Origin of the sequence: Pseudomonas sp. Leaf129 (genome assembly GCF_001423465.1) — a bacterium.
GTDB classification, from domain to species: domain Bacteria; phylum Pseudomonadota; class Gammaproteobacteria; order Pseudomonadales; family Pseudomonadaceae; genus Aquipseudomonas; species Aquipseudomonas coleopterorum.
In genome coordinates, this window is the sequence record NZ_LMOC01000001.1 from 577579 (window position 1) to 600381 (window position 22803).

Consider the following 22803-nt stretch of genomic DNA (forward strand, 5'->3'; position numbering starts at 1 on the left):
CAGGGCGTCAGCCCAGAACGGCTTCCGCGCCAGCGAACAGCGGCTGCGCGGCGGAACGACCGGTCACCAGGGACAGGTCGTCGACCAGAATGCGCGGCCCCTTGCGCTGCTGCATAACGATGTCCAGCGCACGGCTAGGCTGCAGCTCGACGTCGTCGAAGGTGATCATCTGACCTGGCTCCACGGCGCGCTTCATGATGGCATGGCTCATGAGGCCGATCGGAACATGATCTTCGTGACGGTCGATGATCACGCTCTCGCCGCGCAGCTGGAAACCGCCGATGCCACGGCTGATCAGCTCGCCCGCCGGCATGGCATGCTTGGCGATGGCCGCGACGCCCACGGTGGGGTTGGTCGAGTTGTTCAGCAGGATGCCGCCACCGTTGAGTACCCGACGCAGGGTCTTGCCCACTTCCAGCGAGCACAGGTGGAACGGGCGCAGCAGTGCGTAGTAGGGACCGGCGCCCAGTTTCAGGTACTGCAGGGCCTGGCTCTGGATGCGGTCGTGGCGACCGACCAGGAACACACCGCCGGCGGCGTAGCCGCTGGGGATGACGTAGTCGACGATCGATTGACCCAGGCCGTCGGCCAAGGCGCCGAGCACGGCGGCGCTTTCATCGAGGTTGGTCGATGGCAGACCTTCCATGCCCTGGCGGGTGATGGTGGCGCCGAAACCGTTGGCGACCAGCGCCTGTTCGATCTGTACTTTGGTGCCGTCGGTGAAGGAGGTGGTCTGCTCGATGCTGATGCCCTGGCGCGAAGACCAGTAGGCCATGTCCGCGTGGGTCGGATTGTGGTTCAGATAACCCTTCATGTTGCCGTACACCAGCGGTTCGAAGCCCATCATGATGGCCTCTTCACGCAGCGCAGCCAAAGAGCCGGGCTGATCGCCTTCGGCTTCGGTGATGAAACCCTGGCCAGCCAGGTAGGAACCCGTCGTTACCTGCAGTTCGGCGTTCACCGTGATGACCCGCAGACCGGCACTGAACGCACGCTCGATCACCACCGTCCCGTGGCACACATCGCCGCTGCACTCGATCACCAGGTCGCTGTGGTCGATCAAATCGTCGAGCGAATTGGTGAGGACGCCGTCCAACGGAAAATTCGCCAACTCCCGTACCGGGCGACGGGTCAGGACCCGCGTCACCTGTACGTCCTTGTAATGCTTGGCCAGAAGCAGGACCAGGGCGCGTGCAATCATGCCGGTTCCGCTCACACCAATTCTGGTAACAGTCGTTTTGTCCATGGGGCGTACTCTCGAATAGTTGAACAGCAGGAAACGGCTAGGCACAACAGGCCGTCCGCGATCCCTGGTCGGGGACGGCGCCTGGGGTGTGCAGGTCCATCAGGGCACAGCAAAATCAGGTACAGGCAGCATCAGCGCAGCGGGAACGTCGAACTCATGCCCAGCTTCGAGTTCTCGCCGTCATGAATGGCCCGCTGCAGCAGTGCCAGGCGATCCTGAGCATTGCGACGACGGGCGAAATAAGTCAGTAGCGAATTGAAGATCTTGCGGTTCAGGCGGTACATCCAAGGCGATGCCAGCCACACGTGTTTATCGAACCAGGCCTGGTTGCGCGCCGAGTAGTAGGCGCGGAAATCCGAGTTTCCTAGCAGGAACGACTCATAGATGTTGCGAGTGTTGGCCTTGTTGTTCCAGGAGTCCTCCAACTCGTCGATGACCGCATCGGTAAGCAGGTACAGGTGTCCGCCGTTGGCAGTGATGCGCCGGGTGTACTCGGTGTCGTCGACATACAGGACCAGCTCGCGGCGCGGCACGCCGATGCTTTCGTACAGGCTGCGGTGGCCGAGCATGCCGCCGTAGGGTGCGAAAGGCAGGCTGAGCATGGCCGCCGGTTTGCTGCCGCGCTTGCCCCAGGGGCGACGACGCCACAGCTTGTAGGGAATCTGCGCGACGTGGAAACCGAAGTAGCTCGACGGCCGCTGGGTGGCGAAACGCAGTGGCACGCCTTGGGCGATGTCTTCCTGCTGGCCGGGGCGAAAGCCCAGCACCGCGACCTGGGCGCTGCCGTGTACGCCTTCCAGGCGCTTGAGCTCGGCGTGCAGCAACTCGACGGCGGCCGGTGTCGGGGTATTGTCGTCGTCCATCATCCAGATGTATTCGGCGCCATTGGCCAGTGCAGCTTCTATACCCACCGCGTAGCCATTGGCCGAGCCGCTGTTTTCCGCCAGCTGGATCACCCGTACCCGGCCGGGCCAGCGTTCGGCCAGCTCGTCCACGGGGGCGGTCGCGGCATTGCTGACGATCAGCACTTCGTCGATTTGAGCGAAGCTCAAGGCGTCGGCAACCAATTGTTCGAGGTAACCCAGGCGATCGCCATAGGTCACCGTGACAATGGTCGTACCCTCTCTTGGGCAGGGCTGCTCTCCAGAAAACACTTCGAGGTAAGAGTAGCCATCGATGAGGATCGTCGAGTGTTGTTGATGTGTATCGACCATGTGGATGCCTTCGCTTGAAAAGAGGAGGGGGTTTGCACCGCCTAGGGGTTAACGCTGTTTTCCGCGTGTTGCAGCGGAACGCATTGAAACGAATTCCAAGCGAGGCAATAACACTGCATGTTCTGTACTTGCACTCAACGACACGTCTGACACTGTTCTCGATACACCGCACCCACGCGATACCGGACTTAACTTCTCGCTATCGAAAGTTAAAGCTACCGCCGGTCCATGCCTAAGCAGTGGGTCAACTCATTCATGTGCCTAAACGGCGCTTTCGCCAGAACGGCTAAACGCTCTTCTTGCCTTCGAAAAGTCTCTGGAGCGAGGTTTTACGGGCGTTGAAGCGAATTTAAGGTGGCGTTGCCATGTAAGTCAATGCGCGGTGTCGCGATTTTTGACAAAAATTTTACATTTGACCTTATATTTTCATAAGTCATTGATTTATAAGGCAGTCAATGTTTTGTCGTGGCGATCTGTCAATAATCCGCGCGCCAAATCGGCCGCGTCAAAAAACTAATTGGCGGTATTTAAATAATTTTCCGGCGGTGCTGTAAGTAAATAATCAGGTACTTTCACGAGGACTTGCACGGCGCCAAAGTTTGAGAGATGCTTATTTCCGTTCGTCAGAGGCAGTGAACTTTTTTCGCGCCTTGCACATGACTGCGTTTGTACGTGATCCACTTCCTGGCGTGGCCATTGGCACCCCAAGAGCGTGGGGCGCCTGGCTGTGTGCACCGTGAGCGAGCACCGAACTTCAAAAGACTTATCAATCGTCGCGCCATGCCGCGGGGTCATACCGATGTTGTTCAACTCGATGGTATTCATTGCCGGTTTTCTACCCGTGGTCCTGCTGGGGTTCGTGATGCTGGCCGGGACCGGGCGCAGGCGCCTGGCGGCGGTATGGCTGACCCTCGCCTCGCTGGTGTTCTACGGCTGGTGGAATCCGGCCAATGTCCCCCTGCTGTTGGGGAGCATCGTGTTCAACTACGTACTGGCGGGGCAATTATTGCGCACCCGTTCCAAGGCACTGCTTATCCTGGGGGTAAGCGCCAACCTGTCGCTGTTGCTGTACTTCAAGTACACCGGTTTTCTGTTCGGCAGCCTCAACGAAGCGTTCGGCCTGGGCTGGACATTGCACAACATCACGCTGCCGCTGGCGATCTCGTTCTTCACCTTTCAGCAGATTGCCTATCTGGTGGACACCCATGACGGCGAGGTGGTCGAGCACGACTTCGTCAACTACTGCCTGTTCATCACCTTTTTTCCGCACCTCATCGCTGGGCCCATTACCCACCACAGGGAAATGCTCGAGCAATTCCGCGACGGCGACAACTTCCGGCCGCGACTGGTCAATCTGTCCATCGGCGCAACTGTTTTCTTCATGGGCTTGTTCAAGAAAGTGATCATGGCCGACCCCATGGGCGAGAAGGCTGCCCCGGTATTTGCCATGGCCGCCGACGGTACGTTGCCTGCTCTGCATGATGCCTGGATCGGGGCGCTGAGCTACACCCTGCAGATCTACTTCGATTTTTCCGGCTATACCGACATGGCCATCGGGCTGGGGCTGCTGTTCGGCATCAGCCTGCCAGCCAACTTCAACAGCCCGTTCAAGGCGCGCAACGTGATCGACTATTGGTCGCGCTGGCACATGACGCTGACCCGCTTCCTCACCAGCTACATCTACAACCCGATCGTGCTGCGCATCACCCGTCGGCGCATGGCCGCCGGTTTGCCCATGCCCAAGCGCGGCAAGATGAGCCTGGGTACGTTCTGCATGGTGGTGGCTTATCCGACCGTGCTGACCATGTTCATTTCCGGTGTGTGGCACGGCGCGGGTTGGCAGTTCGTGGCCTTCGGCCTGGTGCACGGTTTCTACCTGGTGGTGGCCCATGGCTGGCGCGCCTGGAAAGCGCGTCGTGGCTGGGCGGTGGACAGCGATCGCTGGATCCATCGGGTACCGGCGGTGCTGTTGACGTTCGTCTGCGTGGTGGTGGCGATGGTGTTCTTCCGCGCGCCCAGCCTGACCGGCGCTTTGGCGGTGCTGGGCGGCATGCTGGGTATGAGCGAACTGCCCACCCAGTTGGCACCCCAGCACCTGCGCAGCTCGATCATGATCGCGGCCCTGCTGGCGTTCGTCTGGTCGCTGCCCAACCTCCAGCAGTGGATGGGGCATTTCCGCACGGCGCTCAATGCCAAGCCGGATCTGCACTGGCTGCAGCGCCGAGTGCCTGCCAGCGCCTGGCAGCCCAGCGCCGCGATCGGTGCTGGGATCGGCGTGCTGGCCTTTTTCGCGCTGGCCACCGCGTTTTCGGTGGCCCCCAGCGAGTTTCTCTACTTTCAGTTCTGACAGATCAAGGTGCCGACGATGGAACAGTTAGCCTGGCTTGCACAACACCCCGACCTGGGCGCGGCGATCACTTCCGCCAAATCATTGAGCGATCCTGTAGCGCGCCTGCGCGAAGCCGCCCGGCTGGCCGGCTATCGTCGCGATTTCACCCTGACCCTGCGCCTGGATCGCCTGGCCAGGGAGGGCATCGATCTGCTCGCTGGTGACGGGCAGTCGGCAGCGCCCGGTTTCACCGCGTTGCGCATGGCCGTGCTGGCGTCGCACACCGTTGACCACTTGCTGCCAGGGATCCGCGTCGCCGCGCTGCAACGTCAGGTCGGTGTGGCGCTGTACCTGGCGCCTTATGGTCAGTACCGCCAGGCGTTGCTCGGCGACGATCCGGCGTTGAAGGCTTTCGCTCCGCAAATCATCCTGCTGGCCCTGGATGCCCTCGACTCGCCTCCCGATTGCCCTCTGCATGCCAGTGCGCAAGAAGCTGAAAGCGCCGTGCAGGTGCGCGTCGCCGAATTGCGCGGGCTCTGGCGCAAGGCGCGCGAGCGCTACGCCGCTCAAGTCATCCAGCAGACAGGGGTGCCTGCCGGCCCGGCGCTGTTCGGACACTTCGACGCGCAGGTGCCGGGCTCGCCGCGGGCCTTGCTCGAGCGCCTGAACAGCGAGATTCGCCGCGCGGCCGCCGAGGATGGCGTATTGCTCATGGACCTGGCCTGGAGCGCCGCCTGCGGCCAGTACGGTGACGGCTTGGCCAACCCGGTGCGCTGGCATCAGGCCAAGCAGTTGGTCAGTCCGGTCTGGGCACCGCTGTATGGCGACCAGTTGGCGCGCATCGCCGCCGCCGTGGTCGGTCGGTCGCGCAAGTGCCTGGTGCTGGACCTGGACAACACCCTGTGGGGCGGCGTGGTCGGCGACGATGGCGTGGACGGTCTGTACCTGGGGCAGGGCAGCGCCACCGGCGAAGCCTTTCTGGCTTTCCAGCACTACGCGGTGCAACTGGCACGTCGCGGCGTGATTCTGGCGGTGTGCAGCAAGAACGACCAGCAGGTTGCCGAAGCGGCCTTCGATCACCCGGAAATGGCCCTCAAGCGCAGCGATATCGCGGTGTTCGTAGCCAACTGGGAAGACAAGGCGAGCAACCTGCGGCGCATTGCCGAGCAGTTGAACATTGGCCTGGACAGCCTAGTGTTCGTTGACGACAACCCGGCCGAACGTGACATCGTGCGCCGCGAGTTGCCTCAGGTGGCCGTTCCGGAACTGCCCGATGACGTCGCCGATTACCCGGCGCGGGTCGCGGCTGCGGGTTACTTCGAGGCTATCGCCTTCACCGCCGACGATGGTGCGCGCGTGCAGACCTACCGGGCCAACAGCGAGCGTCAGGCGGCCATGGCCGAGGCCACCGACATGGCCGGCTACCTCAAGGGCCTGCAGATGGTCATGCAGGCGCGGCCCATAGGCACTGCCGAGCGGGCCCGGGCCACGCAACTGATCAACAAGACCAATCAGTTCAATCTGACCACCCGGCGCTACAGCGAGGCAGAGGTGCAGCAATTGGCGGACAGCCCAGGCGCACTGGCGTTGAGCCTGCGCTTGACCGACAAGTTCGGTGATAACGGCCTGATCAGTGTGGTGCTGGCACGTGCCGATGCGGCCTGCGCCAGCGACGAATTGTTCATCGACACTTGGCTGATGAGTTGCCGCGTGCTGGGGCGCCAGGCTGAACAGGCGGCCTTGCAAGTGCTTGCCCACTACGCCACGACCGCTGGCTACAGCGCCTTGATCGGCGAGTATCGCCCGAGCGAGCGCAATGCGATGGTCGCCGAGCATTACCCGCAACTGGGTTTCGTTCACCAGCCGAACCCCGATCCTGCCTCGACCGCCACGTTCTGGCGTTACCCGCTGGTGACCCCACCTCACTTCAACCACCACATCGAGATACGTCATGACTGAAACCACTACCGTATTGCAGGAACTGACCGAGCTGTTCCGTGACCTGTTCGACGACGAAAACCTGGAGCTGAGCGACGACACCACGGCCGATCAGGTCGAGGGTTGGGACAGCCAGATGCACGTGATGCTGATCGTCGCCGCAGAGCAACGCTTCGGCATCAAGTTCCGCACGGCGGAGCTCGAGTCATTGCGCAACGTCGGACAATTCGTCCAGTTGATCGAAAGCAAGCGCTCCGGGAGTTGACCTATGCAGCCTACCGCACAGCCACAAGCGTCGCCCGCCGATCGGGCGGCCATGGGCCCTGCCTATTTGATCTGGATAGCGGTCGGGCTGTTCGGCAGTCTGGCGCTGTTCGCCAGCCTGATCATGGGTCTGCGCGTCACCGGCAACCTGCCGCCGCCGGCGTTCTCCAACAGCCTGTGCGCAGACGAAAAACTGGGGTTCATGCGTGAGCACCCGGTGCCGGCGCCCAACGTGCTGGTGATCGGCTCCTCGGTGGCCTGGCGTCACTTCGACGGGCAGACCGTGGCTGAACGAGCGCCCGGCGTGCGGCCACTCAATGGCGCGTTCTGTGGGCTGCACGCCAACCAGTCGGTGTACGTCGCCAACTGGCTGCTGGACCGCGAAACCACGGTCGAGCAGGTCCTGATGATCGTCGATCCGCTGGATTTCGCGGGGTGCAGCACGGTTGCGATTGCGGTTTTCGATCGCCGCGACGCCGATGCCTATGTGTATGGACAAGGCTCGGCGTGGCTGCCCTACATGCGTTATTTCACCCCCGGCTCGCTGCTGCGCAATGCCCGCACGGTCAAGGCCCAGCGTGCCGGGCAGGTCGAGTTCGATCCACTGGTGTTCAACCGCTATGGCGACGGCCCGCTCGACACGCAGAATTCCCGGGATTTGCTCTACGGTCAGCCCGAACCGCTGGACCCGACCTGCTTTGCGGCGCTGGACAGCCTGGCCCAGCGCTTGAAGCGTGAAGGGCGCCAGTTGACCGTGGTGGCGACGCCGCTGCATCCGCAGTGGAAAGCCGAACACGAAAGCCGCGGTCAGTTACTGGCCGAGTTCGACAGCCGATTGCGCCAGACCCTGGCGCACAGCGGCGCGCAGTTCTGGAACGCCGACACTGACCATCGGATCAGCGAGACAGCCTTCGTCGATGCCATCCACCTGCGCTGGAGTGCGGCCCAGGCACTGTCCGTCGATATTGCGGCGCGCCTGGCGCCGGCCTCACAGATGGCTGTGGTACAGCGCCAGTAGCCTTTGCTGCCGGCGCTTCGAGCGGCATGCAGGTCGCTGAAAAAATCCTTGCACAACCCGCCGAAACGTTAAAAACCTGTCACGGTTCGGCGCTGCTAGTCTGCCCGTACGCACCTTACGGGCAATTGCATCATGAAAGCTTGGGTCATTTCCCTGATCGCGCTGGGCTGCAGCGTTGCGCTCGATGTCCAAGCGCTGGCGTTGACTGACTCCGAGCGCGCCTGGATACGCGACAACCCGGTGGTGGAGTACGCGGTCGATCCGTATTGGCCCATCGAGTATGTAGAAAATGGCCAGCACCGCGGCTTGACCCGTGATTACATCGATCACATTCAGCGCACCACCGGCCTGCGCCTGGTTCGAGTGCCCAGCGCCAACTGGCAGGCGACCCAGCAGGCCTTGGCCACGGGACGATTGATGCTGGCCTCGGTCGTGTCCGAGCGGCTGCTGGGCGCGCAGCCCCGCAGCCAGATGCTGTTGACCCAGCCGTATTTCTTTGGCGCAACGGTGGCCATCACTCGCGCCAGCACGCCGATGCTGTTCACTGCCAGCCGCCTGGCCGGGCAGACCGTGGCGGTGAAGGGCGGGGGTGGCTATGAAAACTACCTTCGCCAGCACCATCCCGATGTTCACCTGCTGCTGATTGCCGATGCCGAGCAGGCCCTGGCCGCCGTGGCCGAGCAGCGCGCCGATGTGGCGATCGGCCTGGATGCAGTGCTGCAACCCATGCTGCGCCGCAAATATGCCGGTCGCCTGCACTTGGCGGGGGTGGTGACGGACATGCCTGTGGTGCTGGCCATGGGCGTGTCACCCAGCGAGCCGCTGTTGCTGAGCATTGTCGACAAGGCGCTGCAGAGCCTGACGTCCAAGGCTACCGACGACATCTACGAGCGCTGGTTGGTGCAGACCGATTTCGGCGCGCCGACCTGGCAGACGCTGGCCCAATACTACTGGCCGGAAATCGTCGCCGGTGTCCTGCTACTGCTGCTACTTGGGGCCTTGGCTCGCCGTGCTCGTTTGGCGCAACGCCGCGCGCAACGCAGCGAGCGACGCATGGCGGGTTTTCTGGCCATGCTCAGCCATGAGATCCGCACGCCGATGAACGCGGTGCTGTCGGCCATCGAATTGCTGTCGCGCAGCGCTCTGGGTACCCGCGAGCAGCAATGGGTCGGCCTGGCCAACGATTCGGCCGTGAACCTGCTCGAGCTGCTCGACGATGTGCTGGAGATCACCCGCCTGGATGCGGGCGCCGTGCGACTGGACCCGCAACCCACCGATCTCGTCGAATTGGGCCGCAGCGTCGCCGAACTGTATCGCCTGCAAGCACACCGCAAAGGCCTGACCCTCGAGTACCGCGCACGAGGGTTGGATCATGGGTCAGTCAGGATCGACCGGCTGCGGCTGCGCCAGATCCTGTCCAATCTGTTGTCCAACGCAGTGAAGTTCACCCACCAGGGTAAGGTCGGCCTGTCCCTGGACTGCAGAATGCTCGACAACGGCTCGGCCGCAGAGCTCACCATCGAGGTCAGCGACAGCGGGGTCGGTATCGCATCGGATCGCCAGAACGAGGTGTTCGATGCTTTCACCCAGGCCCACGACAGCACGGCCGAGCGCTACGGTGGTAGCGGGCTGGGCCTGGCCATCTGCAAAGAACTGGTGCAGCTCATGGGTGGCAGCATCGCGCTGCACAGCATCGTGGGCCGGGGTACCGAAATCACCTGCCGTCTGCCCGTGGTGCTGGAAGCGCTTGCACCGGTAGTGTCGCCAGCAGCGGCGCCGGCTTTGCAGGACGAGCCGCTGGCGTTGCGGCAGACGGTGCTGGTGGTGGAAGACCACGCACTCAACCAACACGTCATCGCCCAGCAACTGGAGACGCTCGGCTACCCGAGCACCGTGGCCGGGACCGGTGCACAGGCCCTGGCCGCCATCACCGAGCAGGACGAGCTCGGCCTGATATTACTGGATTGCCAACTGCCGGACATCGATGGCTACACCTTGGCTCGGCGGATCCGGCGACTGTCCGGAGCCAGTGCGCACTTGCCCATTGTCGCCATCTCCGGCGCCAGCGACCCCGAGCACGTCGAACGCTGCTACGCCAACGGCATGAACGATGTGTTGCTCAAACCCCTGCAACTGGCAGCTTTGGCGCGAGTGTGCAGTCAGTTTCTCACCCTGGACCCGCAATGGGCCGCTCCACCTGCATGGACACTCGATGCGACAACCCAGGCGGCCCTCGATCGACTGCTGGTTGTTACGTGCCGGGACGACTTGCGCGGGCTGACCCAGGCCTTGGAGAACCAGCAGTTGCCTCCGGCGTTTGCTTTGGCGCACCGCATGCAGGGCGCTGCACGCATGACCGGCGCCATGGACCTGGCCGAGGCCCTGCAGCGTCTGCAGCAACGCCTCGGGTCAATCGCGCTGCCGTCGATAGGCTGGCAGCCATGGATCGAGGAGGTGTACCAGGCGCTGGACGACCATGAGCGGTCGGCGCTGCGCTGAACGAATGGGCAGCGAACGTGCAGTCAAGTTGAACCCGCATGGAACCACTGGGCTCAGAACAGACACTGTTTCCCAAGATACGCTTTCCAATCCCACGGGTGATGCATGATCGAAATCAACAGCTATACCACTGTCAAACGTCGACCACGGGTACCGCACGACGTTTTCGCTCATTACTGGCGCGATGTGCACGGCCCTCTGTGCGCGCGCCTTCCAGGGCTGGGCTTGTACATTCAGCACCATCTTTCCCGCGAGCAGGATGCCCACTTGTGGCCCCTGGCCGAGGGCATCCAGGAAATCAGCGACTACGAACTCGACGGCGGCGTGGAAATCGGTTTTCTGTCTGCAGCGGATCAAAAGCAGTTCCAGGACGCCAGCTCGCTGCTGTTCAGCGACGAGCAGAACATGTTCGAGGAAACCCTGGCCTATGATCTGCCCGAAGGTTCGATCAATCTGGTCAACCGCACCGGCGATGAAGTGATGAATGGCCTGGACCAGGCGGATCGCATTCATCTGCACCTGAGCCCGCGCGGCACCCTGGAAAGCCTGCACAACTACCTGCGCGACGAGCTGGGCCCATTGCTGGCGGCCAGCGACGCGGTGCGCAAGGTGCGTCTGCACCTGTGCGCGCCCTTCAACAACGATGGTATGCATCCGCCGGCGCCGGATGTCGCCCACACCGCGACACCGGTACGTGAGCAACTGGCCGTGCTGGAGATCGCATTCATCAGTCCGCTGGCGCGTCGGAAGTTTTTCCTGAGCGATGAATTCCAGCAGTCGCAAGCGGCCCAGGCCCGGCATATCGCTCAACTCAAGGCCTTTGCGGTGTCCGGTGTGTATACCTATGTGTATGACGGCGAGATCACCACGGCTGGCCTGCGTGGCAGTCGCGCTGCCGAGCTGATCGACTACCTGGGCGCCAACAACCAGATCACCGCCGACATCAACGCGGTGTTCTCACCCGAGCGCAGCTGACCACTTGACTGGACTGGCACGAGGGCGTGCGCCTGCACGCCCTTGGCCGATCCTTCAGCTCTGCTTGGGCGGCGTCCCACGGAAGTGATCCAGGCCCGGCACCGGTTCCAGCTTCACTGGCTGACCAGTGCGTGCGCTTTCGTAGATCGCTTCCATCAGCTTGTGGTCCTGCACGCCTTCTTCCCCGGGCGTCCAGGGCTGCTGGTCGTGCAGCACGCATTGGGCCATATGGTCCAGCTCCTGGGCGAACTGGTTCTTGGGTTGCAGGGTCAGGCGACCGTTGCGGGTCGCGTCACCGTCGCGCTCGATGATGGACAACTGCTGGCCCTGATAGAGAAATGCATTGGGCATGTCGACGCAGGCGCTTTCCAGATTCAGGCGCTGGTACTTGTCGTCGCGCGCACCGTAGCTGGTGAGGCAGTTGGCGAAGGTGCCCGAGGGAAAGCGCAGGGTGAATTGAACGGTTTCCTCCACCTGCGCGTAGCGCGGGTCACCGGCCGGTGAGTACAGTTGCGCGAACACTTCGACCGGCTCTTCGCCGGTGATGAAGCGGGCGGTGTTCAGGCAATACAGACCGATGTCCGGCAGCGAACCGCCGCCGGCCATGTCCTTCTTGTGCCGCCACTGTCGCTCGCCGTCCGCGGCCACCGTCTGGGTGTTGGTCGCGGTGTAGGCAACCAGGCGACCGTGCTGCCTGTCCTGCACCAGTTTGCGCGCGCGCAGGTTGTAGGGTTCGTACTGAATTCGGTAGGCGACCATCAGCCTGACCTTGGCCTGACGGCAGGCTTCGACCATCGCCTGACCGTCCCTGGAAGACACCGACATCGGCTTTTCGGTCAGCACATGCTTGCCTGCGGCCGCAGCCCGCTCGCAGAACTGGCGGTGCATGGCATTGGGCAAGACGATGTACACCACCTTGATATCCGGATTGTCGGCGATCTGCTCGAAGTCCTCGTAGCTATAGCAGGCCTCGGGCTTGATGCCGTACTGGGTCGCGACCGCCTTGAGCTTGTCCGGGGTACCGGACACCAGCGCCACCGGCTTGGCGTACAGCGATTCACCGAAGGCGGGAAGAATTTCCTCGAGGGACAGTCGACCCAGACCGACGATGGCGAAACCGACGCGCTGCTCAGGTGGCAATGGGGTAGCCGGTTGCGAGGAGGGCGTATCGGCGGGACCGCGCCAAGGTGGAAAGGTCACGCTGCCGTTTTCGACCTTGCCCACGTCCACCACCGTAGGGGGCGTGAACCCCTCGGCCATGGCTTGAGGCGCGAGGGCCGCGGTGCCTGCCGCTGCAGCAAGCAGCTTGCACAGTGAGCGACGGTTGAATTCGGGGGGGTTGAGTCCCGTGGGACGGTCGGGCGGGACGGAAGTCATGCAGCTTCTCCTTGAAGGCGACGGAACCGAGCGGTCGCTTGCGCACACGACCGCTACAGAACCGACCTTCGCGCCGCGGGTACGGTTTCCTCGCCTTGGGCGGGGACAGACCAACGGCGCCGGGCCTCAAGCCACGGGCTTTGGCTCCTGCACAGGCGCAGCGTCGACTTTGTCGTTGATCAGCAACATGCTCTGCGGCGCGGACAGCGCCACGCCCATGGTGCGCAAGCGGTCCAGAATGGTGAACAGCAGATCGCTGCGCGTGCCGCCGACCGAACGCGGGCTGTTGACGAAACCGCTGACGCTGATCAGCAAGCCAGCGCTGGTCAGGTCCTTGAAGGTCACTGAAGGTGCCGGGTCGGCGAGTACCGCTTCATGCTCGGTGTAGGCGGTCATCAGCAGTTCGCGGATCTTCAGCACGTCGGTGTCCAGGGGCAGGGTGAGGGTGATGCCCACCACACCCAAGGCGTTGCCCATGGTCACGTTGCGCACGTTCTGGGTGATGAACTGCGAGTTGGGCACGATCACCGTGGAACGGTCGCCCATTTGGATCTCCGTGGCGCGGACATTTATCCGGCGAATGTCGCCTTCCACACCGGCCAGGCTGACCCAGTCGCCCACCTTGACGGGCCGCTCGGTCAGCAGGATCAGGCCGGAGATGAAGTTCTGCACGATCGCCTGCAGGCCGAAGCCGATACCCACCGACAGCGCACTGACCACCCAGGTCAGGTTGGTCAGGCTGATGCGCAGTGTCGACAGCACGCCGATCCCCAGCAATACGAAGCCGATGTAGCCCACCAGCGTCACCAGCGAGGCGCGCATGCCGGCGTCCATGTTGGTTTCCGGCAGCAGGCGATCACCCAGCCAGTTCTTCAGGATGCGGATGCTCAGCAATCCACCGACCAGCAGCACCACGGCCAGGAGGATGTCGCCGGGAACGATATTCAGATCGCCAAGGGATTTGCTGCCCACGTCCAGGCGGGCGAAGCTGGCCAGCAGTTCGCTGGGGTTCGAACCGGATGGCATGAAGGCCAGGATCAGCGCAATGCACAGCAGCAAGGTCCGGCCGATGCCGGCGAGCAGGGTGCTGGCCTGGGCCTGGTGGCGTGGCGACAGCCCGAGCATGGCGCCCAGGGCCTGACCGCCCGCCTGCTTGGGCGACAGCAGGGTTTCGCAGATGTCGACGAAGAACACGGTCAGCAGGTAGGCCGTGGAGGTCACCAGGCCGATCCACAACAGCTTCACGGTCAGCACGTAGGCCAGGGTCAGATAGCCGCTGAGCAACCCCAGCAGGATGATGCCGACCCAGACTGCGAGAATGAACGGGATCAGCCCGACGAAGCCTGCGGTGCGCTCCAGCGCCAGGCGGCGCCGGGTCCGGCGCACGCGCACCAGGCCGTAGACGAAGATCAGCGCGACCAGCAGTGCGGTCAGGCCGTTCACCGCGACCGACAACGCAAGGCTGCTGGCGATCACGCTGTTGATGCGCTCGAACGTGCCGGTCACCATCAGGGACAGTGCCAGCACGGCCGGAAGACCACCGATGGCGGTGGCCACCGGGTCAGGAATGTTGGGCAGACGCCACGACGGATTGGGCAGCATCAGCAGGGCGCGGCCCATGCCCACCAGAAACGCGCAGAACAGGATCAGCGTCTGCACCTGATCGATCAGGTTGAGCACATTGGCGCTGGGCTGGGAGTGGCTGACGATGCCCCACTGCAGCAGCGAGGTCGCGGCGCTGATGGTCAGCACCGTGGTCAATCCCGTGGCCAGGGCCAGGGTACTGCGGCGCAATCGACCCTCGGGAAACCAGCGGATCATGGCCCGCACGAGCAGTCGTTCGATCAGGCGCCGGGCCACCACCCACACCAGCATGGCAGACAGCAGGATCATTATGAAGGTCCCGCGCGTGCCGGGCGCCATGGCGGTGTCGAAGACTTGCTTGACGTCCTGCCACAAGCCACCGAGCTTCCTCACGTCCTCTTCGGTGGGCCGAATCAGGCTGGACCAGAAGGCAGAACTCAATGGACTGGCCGAGCGCGTGCTGATCTGGGTGTCAAGCAGGTTGCGGCGCAAATTGAGGATCTGCGCGGCCAGGTCGCTGGCCGAGGTGCTCAGGGCAGTGGTGTCGGTCTGGTCGGTGGTCAGCGCTTTTTTCTGGTTGACCAGGGTCCGACGCTGCGCGGTCAGGGTCTGCGGCTCGTCGGGCTGGGCGGCGCCGAGCACATTGAGCTGGTCGTCCAGATGGCCCATGTCCACGCTCTGGCGGGCGAGCAGGGCTTCGGCCTGACGCTGCACCTGCAGGGCGGCCTGGCGCAGACTGGCGAGCAGGTCGTCATTGGCGGCGGTGGACACTTTCTGCCGGATCTGGTCGAGCTGGTCGCTGAGCTGCGCCGGCGTGGCGAGGACTTCGACCGGCGCGCTGTCGGTGCTGGCCGCGGGGGCCGGCGCGGGTTCGGCAAGGGCGGGCACACTGGCCCATAGGCACAAGGCCAGCAAGCCCATACACCAACGATTGATCATGGATTGCCGCATCTTTCGATTCTCTTTGAGCGGAGGTCCGCGCGCGCGGACCTCGGAAACGTGAAAACACCGATTGCCCTTGCCTGACTACCGAGGATGGACACGCAAGGGCCGGGGGAGGTTACAACATGTGAATGAGATTGAGGCCCCCGTTTTGCGCGAATTCGACTGCACCGGTCGTCGGATTCATCAAACCGTCACAAAAGCTGTGCACAGTTCCGTTGCCCTTTATCTCAGTGAGTTTCTTAGATGAAAAGTTTGATGAAGTCTGCCGCGCTCGCCGTTGCCGTTTCCCTCAGCGCCAGCTCTATGGCCTTCGCTGCTGAAAGCGTCCGGCTGACCGGCTCCGGCGCCAGCTTTCCGGCCCCGATCTACCTCACCTGGTTCAAGGACTTCAGCAAGAAATCCGATGGCGTGACCGTCGACTACCAGTCCAAGGGGAGCGGTGCGGGCGTACAGGACTTCTTGAACAAGACCGTCGATTTCGCCGCCAGCGACTCGGCCATGAAAGATGAAGACATCGCCAAGGTCGCGGAAGGCGCCCAGCTGCTGCCGATGACTGCGGGCGAGATCGTTCTTGCCTACAACCTGCCGGGCAGCCCCAAGGGCCTGAAACTGCCGCGCGACGTCTACTCCAACATCTTCCTGGGCAAGATCACCAAGTGGAACGATCCGCAGATCGTGGCCGCCAACCCGGACCTGAAACTCACCGATATGCCGATCACCGTGGTCGTGCGTGCCGACTCCAGCGGCACCACCGCGGTGTTCACCAAGCACCTGGCTACCATCAACCCGGCGTTCAAGGCTGACCTGGGCGAGGGCAACACCGTCAACTGGCCTGCCAGCGACAAGTTCATCAAGTCGCCCAAGAACGATGGCGTGACTGCCACCGTGCGCCAGACCCCGGGCGCGATCGGCTACATCGAATACGGCTTCGCCAAACTGGCCAAGGTCGACTTCGCCGTGCTGCAGAACAAGGCTGGCAAGTACGTGGTACCGAACGCCGAGAGCGGCGCCGAGGCCCTGGCCGCGGTGAAGATGCCGGAAAACCTGGTGGCCTGGCTGCCGGACCCCGAGGGCGAGAAGTCCTACCCGATCACCACCTACACCTGGATGATCTTCCGCAAAGACAACGGCAACCCGGCCAAGGCCAAGGCCATGCGCGACATGATCGAGTACAGCCTGACCGAAGGCCAGAAGATCGCCGACTCGATGGGCTACATCCCGCTGCCGCCGTCGGTTGTCGAGCAGGTTCGCAAAGCCAGCGCCAACATTCAGTGACAGACGCGGGACCTCGCTCGGCAACGGCTTGACGGCCCTGGCCGGCGAGGTCTTCTTCCACACCCCGGAACTTATCGATGAACAGCCCTTTCGTTGTACCGGATAACCCGGACTCAGCCTGCCAGCCGCCTTCGACGAAGGACTTTCTGGTCGACCGCACGTTTCGTGCGCTTGCGCGCGTCGGTGTGGTACTGATTCTGGCCGTGGTATTTGCCCTGATTTTCGAAGTAGGGCGCAAGGCACTGCCCGGCATGGAAAAACATGGCTTCGACGTGCTGTTCGGCAGCGTGTGGGACGTCAACCAGGGCAAGTACGGCATTCTGCCGGCCATCTGGGGTACGCTCTACAGCGCCTTCATCGCACTGGTCATCGCCGGTATCTTCGGCATCAGCATGGCGATCTTCCTGACCCAGGATTTCCTTCCAACCAAGCTGGCTTCCGTGTTTCGTACCATCGTCGAGCTCCTCGCTGCCATTCCCAGCGTGGTCTACGGCCTGTGGGGCATCTATGTGGTGATCCCGGCCATTCGTCCGCTGACCACCTGGCTGCACACCGAACTGAGCTGGATCCCCTTTTTCGGCACATCGCTGAGCGGACCGGGCCTGCTGCCCGCCGCGCTGGTGCTGGCCATCATGATTCTACCGACCATCGCTGCCGTCTCTCAGGATGCCCTGACCGCCGTGCCGATGAAAACCAAGCAAGCGGCCTACGGCATGGGCACCACCCACTGGGAAGCGATCCTCAAGGTCATGGTGCCGTCTGCCGCGACGGGCATTTTCGGCTCGCTGGTGCTGGGCCTGGGCCGGGCCCTGGGTGAAACCATGGCCCTGGCGATGCTGGTGGGCAATGCCAACAACATCTCGCTGTCGCTGTTCGCACCGGCCAACACGCTGGCCGCACTGCTGGCGCTGAACTTCCCGGAAGCCGGGCCGGGCGAGATCGAAGTGCTGATGTACGCAGCCCTGGTGCTGATGCTGATCACCCTGATCGTCAACGTCATCGGCTCCATGCTCATGGTCTACGCACAACGGGGGACTAAATGATGAACAGCCTGAGCACGCCCACCGCCGCCTTGCCCAGTCTGCAACGCAAGTTCGAAGGCCGCGCCCTGCGCAGTCTGGTGCTGACGACTCTGGTCTGGGCGGGCGCGCTGATTGCCAGCGTGCCGCTGCTGTCGGTGCTGTACATGCTGATCACCCGCGGTGGGGCGCGTTTGAGCCTCGAGGTGTTCACCGAACTGCCACCGACCGGTTTCGAAACCGGCGGTGGCTTCGGCAACGCCATGGCCGGTACCTTCGTGATGGTCGGCATCGCTGCGGCGATCGCCGTGCCGGTCGGCATCATGGCGGCGGTGTTCCTCGCCGAACTGGGTCCCGACAGCAAGCTGGCCAACGCTGCGCGCTTCGCGGCGAAGATGCTCACCGGGCTGCCGTCGATCCTGGCCGGGGTATTCGCCTATGCGCTGGTGGTGATGACCACTGGTACCTATTCGGCCCCTGCGGGCGGTGTGGCCCTGGCGGTGTTGATGCTGCCGATCGTGGTGCTGACCGCCGAAGAGTCGATGAAGATGGTGCCCAAGGTGATGAAAGACGCCGCCTATGGCATGGGCTGCACGCGCTCCCAGGTAATCTGGAAGATCATTCTGCCCACCGGCATGCCAGCGATTCTTACCGGGGTCATGCTCGCCGTGGCACGCGCCGCCGGGGAAACCGCGCCGCTGTTGTTCACCGCGCTGTTCAGCAACTACTGGATCTACCACGACGGCAGCCTGGCGGTCATGAACCCCACCGCTTCCCTGGCCGTACTGATCTACAACTTTTCCGGCATGCCCTTCGACAACCAGTTGGAGCTCGCCTGGGCGGCCTCCCTCGTGTTGGTGATGATCGTGCTGTTTGTGAACATTGTCAGTCGTGTTTTCGGCAAGCCCAAGTTCTGAGAATGGGAGCACCTATATTGTGAGTGTACTATCCGTGCAAAAAGCCGTCCCGTTCGCGACCCAGGCACCTGTGGTCATGGACTGCAAGCTCGACAAGATTTTCTACGGCAACTTCATGGCCGTGCGTGACAGCCACGTGCCCATCGAGAAGAACAAGATCACCGGCTTCATCGGCCCCTCGGGCTGTGGCAAGAGCACCGTGCTGCGCAGTTTGAACCGCATGAACGACCTGGTGAAAGGCTTTCGCTTCGAAGGCCACGTGCACTTCCTGGGTCAGGACGTGTACGGCAAGGGCGTGGACCCGGTGGTGGTGCGCCGTTACATCGGCATGGTGTTCCAGCAGCCCAACCCGTTTTCCATGAGCATCTTCGACAACGTCGCCTTCGGCCTGCGGCTGAACCGCTACAAGGGCGACCTGGGCGATCGGGTCAAGCACGCGCTGCAGGGTGCCGCGCTGTGGGACGAGGTCAAGGACAAGCTCAAGGTCAGCGGCCTGTCGCTGTCCGGCGGCCAGCAACAGCGTCTGTGCATCGCCCGCGCCATTGCCACCGAGCCCGAGGTGCTGCTGCTCGACGAGCCGTGTTCGGCGCTCGATCCGATCGCCACGCGCCGGGTCGAGGAACTGATGGTGGAGCTCAAGAAGGACTACACAATCGCCCTGGTCACCCACAACATGCAGCAGGCCATCCGCGTCGCCGACACGACCGCGTTTTTCTCGGTGGACATCTCCCAGGGCACGCGCACTGGATACCTGGTGGAAATGGGCCCGACCGCGCAGATCTTCGAGAACCCGCGCGAACAGATGACCGGTGATTACATCAGCGGCAAGTTCAGCTGACCGATGGCAGGAAGCCCTCGTTTTGTCTCACTCCTCAAGGATTCAGGATCATTCATGTCGGTAACCCGTCGTCTTGATTTGGCCGCGATCGAACGAGCCCTGCGTGAAGTGCAGGGCCGCTTCGCCGAGCTCAGCAAGCACTTCACCGAGCAGCGTGATCCGTTGACCGACGAGGTGGTGGAGAACGTCCTGGCCGGCTACGCCCTGGTCGACGACTACGTGGCGCAGGGAGTAGACCTGTTCGATCTGCAACAGGTCAACCTCATGCTGGAGATCAACGCCACCGTGCTCTGCGGGCGTGATCCGGCGCGCCGCGTCGAGTTCGCCCAGCACCTGGCCGCCACGGAAGAGCATTTCTTCAACAACACCGAAGGCGGCATCAAGGACCTCTACAACTGGTACTGCACCTACCGCAGCGAGTCGGTCTGGAAGCGTGCGGCAGGTGTATACGTGCGCATTCTGAGCAAGCCGCAGCTGTTCATCGAAGGCAACAACCGTACCGGCTCGCTGATCGTCAGCTACCTGCTGATCCGCGCAGGGCTACCACCTTTCGTGCTCTCGGTGGATAATGCGCCGGGCTATTTCAACCCCTCGTCGGTGATCCGCAATTCCGCCAAGCATGGCGTCAAGGCGCTTTACGAATTGCCCAAGATCAAGAAGAAGTACGCCGCCTTTCTCGAAGAACAGGCGCCGGACCCGAAAAAGTTCTTCCTCACTCACAAGCAGCTGGCGCTGCATGAGGGCAGGGGACGATGAATCCGACACTCGACAAACGTGGCTCAAACCGATGTGGCAAGCGATCACAGGTCTTATTCCGATGAATCCGTTCAACCGTCCGCGCGTGCGTATTTCATTCGACATCGACGACACCCTGGCATGCCTGCCCCATCACAGTGAAGCCGAGCGCAGCTGGCTGCCGGGCTTCGTTCACCGCTGGCTGGGTGAGCCACTGCGTATCGGCACCCGCTCGTTGACCCGTGAACTGCGCCGTCAGGGTTGCAGCATCTGGGTGTACACCTCGTCGGGCCGCACGCCGGCCTACATCAAGCGCTGGCTGCTGCTGCACGGCATTCGGGTGGATGGCGTGGTCAACAGCGAGGTCCACAGCCGGGCCCTGGCCAGCCATGGCATGAGCCTGTCGCCCTCGAAGTTTCCGCCGGCCTTCGATATCGACCTGCACGTCGACGACTCCGAAGGCGTGGAAAGCGAGGGCCACGAGCACGGCTTTCGCGTGGTCGTGGTCCGTCCCGATGACGAACGCTGGACGCACCGCGTGCTGGATGCGGTGGCCGTGGTCCAGGCGCAACTGACCCGTCAGCAGCAGCCTGTACGCCAAGCCCAGCCGGTCCGCCAGCGCGTCCAGGTCTATACCCGAAGCCCCAGGCTAGCCCTACACCGATGATTCCTGCGGCCCGTAAAGACGTGTCGCAGCGAAGGCCTCCGCGTCTGTTTCCTGATACTTCTTCATGCGCCGCCACAGGGTCGTGGTGCTGATCTGCAACAGCCGCGCCGCCTGTTCGCGGTTGCCTCGCACGCTCTGCAACGTGTCGAGCAGCACCTGCTGCTCGCTGCGGGCAATTCCAGGGGTGGCTGGGGCGGGCGGGGGCAAGTCTTCCAGTGCTTCTTCCACCCAGGCGCCGCTCATGTCGCGGCCCTGGCTCATGACCGCCAGACGTTCGACGATATTGCCCAGTTGACGAATGTTGCCCGGCCATTCGTGGGCGCTCAGCCGCGCCAGTAGCTGCGGCCCAGGGTGCGCAGCGGGGATGCCAGAGCTGGCCAGCAGGTGCGTGACCAGTTCCGGAATGTCCTGCCGGCGTTCGCGCAGGGCAGGCAGTTGCAGTTTGAGCACGCAGATGCGGTAGAAGAAGTCCTCGCGAAACAACCCCTGGGCGACCAACTGCGGCAGGCGTTTGTTGCTGGCGGTGATGATGCGAATGTCCACCGGCGTGATCTTGTCGTCGCCGATTCGCACCACCTTGCGCTCCTGCAGCGTGCGCAGCAGTTTGAGCTGGATTTCCGCCGATGTTTCGCTGATCTCGTCGAGAAAGATCGTGCCGGTGTGAGCCAGTTCGAACACGCCGGCCTTGCCCTCGGCCAGGGCACCGGTGAAAGCGCCTTTCACGTAGCCGAACAGCTCGCTCTCCAGCACGCCAGGCGCGAAGGCTGCGCAGTTGATCGCCACGAACGGGCCGTGGCGGCGTTTCGAGGCGTTGTGAATGCTCTGGGCAAACAGCTCTTTGCCGGTCCCGGTTTCGCCTTCGATCATCACCGTGCTGTCCACGGCAGCAAAGGTCTGCGCCAGCCGCTTGGCCTTGGCCAGTGCCGGACTGCTACCGATGATCGAAGCGAAGGTGTTTTCAGCCACGTGCTGGCGCGCCAGTTGCCGGCGCATTTTCTGCTCGATGGCTTTGATTTCAGTCTGCTTCTGCAGGGTTGCGACGGCGCCGATCACCTGTTGGCCGAGGGTGATCGGCGCGATGCTCAGGGTCAGCGACAGGCGCCCCAGATTGATCAGGGCGCCACGCACCGCCTCGCCCTTGTCCAGCACCCGGGCGAAGTAATCCTGGGGCAGCAGACCGGCCACCTTGTCGCCGCAGCCGACGGCTCCCAGGTACTGGGTGGCGACGTTGTTCATGTTGGTGATGACCCCGTCGCTGTCGATGCTGAAAATGCCTTCGGACACGCAGTCGAGGATCGAGCGAATCAGCTCGTAGCGGCCCTGCAGTTCCAGGCGCTTGTGCAGACGCTCCTGCTCGATGCGCAGCAGGTGCAGGGCTTCGTCGATGGCATCGAAAGCGGCGTCGGCATCGGCCTCGGACATCACGTAGCGCAGGCCGCGTGCCCTGACGGCCGGCTCCAGCGACAGACCACCGATGGCCACTTCGATGCCTTCGGCCTGCAGACGGTCGAGTTGCATGTCGGTGCTCTGGGCGCTGCCGAACGGGTCGATCGAGCAGATGGTCACCGCCGGCATGAAAGGCCGGGCCTTTTCCAGGATGGCGGCGTAACCGTCCGAAGTGGCGAGGAAGGCGATTCGCTGCGACACCTTCAGCGCCTGGTGGTAGGCATTGATGCAATCGAAAAAGGTATGACGCACCTCCACGATCGGCACCGGGAAGCGCTCGCGCAGCACGCTGGCGGTCTTGCCGCGGCTGATCAGCACACTGGCCCCCGCGTCGAGCGCCTGCTGCGCCATCAATACCGCCTGGTGCTGCGCGGCCTCCACCACGGCCACGGTCAGGCCTCGTCGTTCCAATACCTGGTTCATCACGGCGGTGAGGGTGGAGGACGGTGAGATGACAGCCAGTTTGCCCTGCATGGGAGGCGTCCTTCTTGTTGGAGTTGTCATGGATCGATGGCGC

Annotated in this window: 17 protein-coding genes; 12 read left to right on the forward strand and 5 right to left on the reverse strand. The window is 63.1% G+C overall.

Annotation, left to right across the window (positions count from 1 at the left end; all coding sequences use genetic code 11):
* Positions 1-7: 7 nt before the first annotated feature.
* A complete protein-coding gene (locus tag ASF66_RS02550) occupies positions 8-1201 on the reverse strand; it encodes an NAD(P)-dependent oxidoreductase (RefSeq protein WP_049859749.1) in 1194 nt (397 codons plus the stop codon).
* A 176-nt stretch (positions 1202-1377) separates the two neighbouring features.
* A complete protein-coding gene (locus tag ASF66_RS02555; RefSeq protein WP_082223583.1) occupies positions 1378-2460 on the reverse strand; it encodes a glycosyltransferase in 1083 nt (360 codons plus the stop codon).
* A gap of 799 nt (positions 2461-3259) precedes the next feature.
* On the opposite strand from ASF66_RS02555, the gene ASF66_RS02560 reads away from it, so the two are divergent.
* The 6 genes from ASF66_RS02560 (at position 3260) to ASF66_RS02585 (ending at position 11483) form a co-directional block, all read left to right on the forward strand.
* Positions 3260-4807 carry an MBOAT family O-acyltransferase gene (locus ASF66_RS02560; RefSeq protein WP_056842593.1) on the forward strand — a complete coding sequence of 516 codons (1548 nt, stop codon included), beginning with the start codon at positions 3260-3262 and terminating at the stop codon, positions 4805-4807.
* 18 nt (positions 4808-4825) lie between these two features.
* Complete coding sequence (locus tag ASF66_RS02565; protein ID WP_056842594.1) at positions 4826-6748, forward strand: HAD-IIIC family phosphatase; 1923 nt, start codon at positions 4826-4828, stop codon at positions 6746-6748.
* A complete protein-coding gene (locus tag ASF66_RS02570) occupies positions 6741-6992 on the forward strand; it encodes an acyl carrier protein (protein ID WP_056842595.1) in 252 nt (83 codons plus the stop codon). The genes ASF66_RS02565 and ASF66_RS02570 overlap by 8 nt, the downstream gene beginning before the upstream one ends.
* Before the next feature lie 3 nt (positions 6993-6995).
* Positions 6996-8009 (forward strand): hypothetical protein, encoded by a 1014-nt coding sequence (locus ASF66_RS02575; protein ID WP_156463114.1) that lies wholly within the window; start codon positions 6996-6998, stop codon positions 8007-8009.
* A 132-nt stretch (positions 8010-8141) separates the two neighbouring features.
* On the forward strand, positions 8142-10508 hold the full coding sequence (locus ASF66_RS02580) for an ATP-binding protein (RefSeq protein WP_056842596.1): 2367 nt from the start codon (positions 8142-8144) through the stop codon (positions 10506-10508).
* Positions 10509-10613: 105 nt separating this feature from the next.
* On the forward strand, positions 10614-11483 hold the full coding sequence (locus tag ASF66_RS02585) for an EthD domain-containing protein (RefSeq protein ID WP_056842597.1): 870 nt from the start codon (positions 10614-10616) through the stop codon (positions 11481-11483).
* 54 nt (positions 11484-11537) lie between these two features.
* Here the strand turns inward: ASF66_RS02585 and ASF66_RS02590 are convergent, their stop codons facing one another.
* Both ASF66_RS02590 and ASF66_RS02595 read right to left on the reverse strand, forming a co-directional pair.
* A complete protein-coding gene (locus tag ASF66_RS02590) occupies positions 11538-12860 on the reverse strand; it encodes a Gfo/Idh/MocA family protein (protein ID WP_056842598.1) in 1323 nt (440 codons plus the stop codon).
* A gap of 126 nt (positions 12861-12986) precedes the next feature.
* A complete protein-coding gene (locus ASF66_RS02595; RefSeq protein WP_442962735.1) occupies positions 12987-15383 on the reverse strand; it encodes a DUF3772 domain-containing protein in 2397 nt (798 codons plus the stop codon).
* A gap of 249 nt (positions 15384-15632) precedes the next feature.
* Between ASF66_RS02595 and pstS the strand changes: the two genes are divergently transcribed.
* The 6 genes from pstS (at position 15633) to ASF66_RS02625 (ending at position 20840) form a co-directional block, all read left to right on the forward strand.
* Positions 15633-16664, forward strand: a complete 1032-nt coding sequence (gene pstS, locus ASF66_RS02600) for a phosphate ABC transporter substrate-binding protein PstS (RefSeq protein WP_056842600.1) — start codon at positions 15633-15635, stop codon at positions 16662-16664.
* Positions 16665-16741: 77 nt separating this feature from the next.
* On the forward strand, positions 16742-17707 hold the full coding sequence (gene pstC / locus ASF66_RS02605; protein WP_056842601.1) for a phosphate ABC transporter permease subunit PstC: 966 nt from the start codon (positions 16742-16744) through the stop codon (positions 17705-17707).
* Positions 17707-18600, forward strand: a complete 894-nt coding sequence (gene pstA / locus ASF66_RS02610) for a phosphate ABC transporter permease PstA (protein ID WP_049859738.1) — start codon at positions 17707-17709, stop codon at positions 18598-18600. The genes pstC and pstA overlap by 1 nt, the downstream gene beginning before the upstream one ends.
* Before the next feature lie 76 nt (positions 18601-18676).
* Entirely contained in the window at positions 18677-19438 is a 762-nt protein-coding gene (gene pstB / locus ASF66_RS02615; RefSeq protein WP_010210300.1) for a phosphate ABC transporter ATP-binding protein PstB, read from the forward strand.
* A gap of 54 nt (positions 19439-19492) precedes the next feature.
* The gene (locus tag ASF66_RS02620) at positions 19493-20194 is read left to right on the forward strand and encodes a hypothetical protein (RefSeq protein WP_049859737.1); all 702 of its coding nucleotides are present in this window, start codon (positions 19493-19495) and stop codon (positions 20192-20194) included.
* A 61-nt stretch (positions 20195-20255) separates the two neighbouring features.
* Positions 20256-20840 carry a hypothetical protein gene (locus tag ASF66_RS02625; protein WP_236707037.1) on the forward strand — a complete coding sequence of 195 codons (585 nt, stop codon included), beginning with the start codon at positions 20256-20258 and terminating at the stop codon, positions 20838-20840.
* Here the strand turns inward: ASF66_RS02625 and ASF66_RS02630 are convergent.
* Positions 20829-22760, reverse strand: a complete 1932-nt coding sequence (locus ASF66_RS02630; protein WP_056842603.1) for a sigma 54-interacting transcriptional regulator — start codon at positions 22758-22760, stop codon at positions 20829-20831. The genes ASF66_RS02625 and ASF66_RS02630 overlap by 12 nt on opposite strands.
* Positions 22761-22803 lie beyond the last annotated feature (43 nt).

Bases quoted from the DNA above. Each gene is read 5' to 3' on its own strand.
- pstB (WP_010210300.1), top strand. From the start codon at position 18,677: ATGGACTGCAAGCTCGACAAGATTTTCTACGGCAACTTCATGGCCGTG.
- ASF66_RS02555 (WP_082223583.1), bottom strand. From the start codon at position 2,460: ATGGTCGATACACATCAACAACACTCGACGATCCTCATCGATGGCTAC.
- ASF66_RS02620 (WP_049859737.1), top strand. From the start codon at position 19,493: ATGTCGGTAACCCGTCGTCTTGATTTGGCCGCGATCGAACGAGCCCTG.
- ASF66_RS02625 (WP_236707037.1), top strand. From the start codon at position 20,256: ATGAATCCGTTCAACCGTCCGCGCGTGCGTATTTCATTCGACATCGAC.
- ASF66_RS02595 (WP_442962735.1), bottom strand. From the start codon at position 15,383: ATGATCAATCGTTGGTGTATGGGCTTGCTGGCCTTGTGCCTATGGGCC.
- ASF66_RS02570 (WP_056842595.1), top strand. From the start codon at position 6,741: ATGACTGAAACCACTACCGTATTGCAGGAACTGACCGAGCTGTTCCGT.
- ASF66_RS02585 (WP_056842597.1), top strand. From the start codon at position 10,614: ATGATCGAAATCAACAGCTATACCACTGTCAAACGTCGACCACGGGTA.
- ASF66_RS02580 (WP_056842596.1), top strand. From the start codon at position 8,142: ATGAAAGCTTGGGTCATTTCCCTGATCGCGCTGGGCTGCAGCGTTGCG.
- pstS (WP_056842600.1), top strand. From the start codon at position 15,633: ATGAAAAGTTTGATGAAGTCTGCCGCGCTCGCCGTTGCCGTTTCCCTC.
- ASF66_RS02550 (WP_049859749.1), bottom strand. From the start codon at position 1,201: ATGATTGCACGCGCCCTGGTCCTGCTTCTGGCCAAGCATTACAAGGAC.
- ASF66_RS02590 (WP_056842598.1), bottom strand. From the start codon at position 12,860: ATGACTTCCGTCCCGCCCGACCGTCCCACGGGACTCAACCCCCCCGAA.
- ASF66_RS02575 (WP_156463114.1), top strand. From the start codon at position 6,996: ATGCAGCCTACCGCACAGCCACAAGCGTCGCCCGCCGATCGGGCGGCC.
- ASF66_RS02630 (WP_056842603.1), bottom strand. From the start codon at position 22,760: ATGCAGGGCAAACTGGCTGTCATCTCACCGTCCTCCACCCTCACCGCC.
- pstC (WP_056842601.1), top strand. From the start codon at position 16,742: ATGAACAGCCCTTTCGTTGTACCGGATAACCCGGACTCAGCCTGCCAG.
- ASF66_RS02560 (WP_056842593.1), top strand. From the start codon at position 3,260: ATGTTGTTCAACTCGATGGTATTCATTGCCGGTTTTCTACCCGTGGTC.
- pstA (WP_049859738.1), top strand. From the start codon at position 17,707: ATGAACAGCCTGAGCACGCCCACCGCCGCCTTGCCCAGTCTGCAACGC.
- ASF66_RS02565 (WP_056842594.1), top strand. From the start codon at position 4,826: ATGGAACAGTTAGCCTGGCTTGCACAACACCCCGACCTGGGCGCGGCG.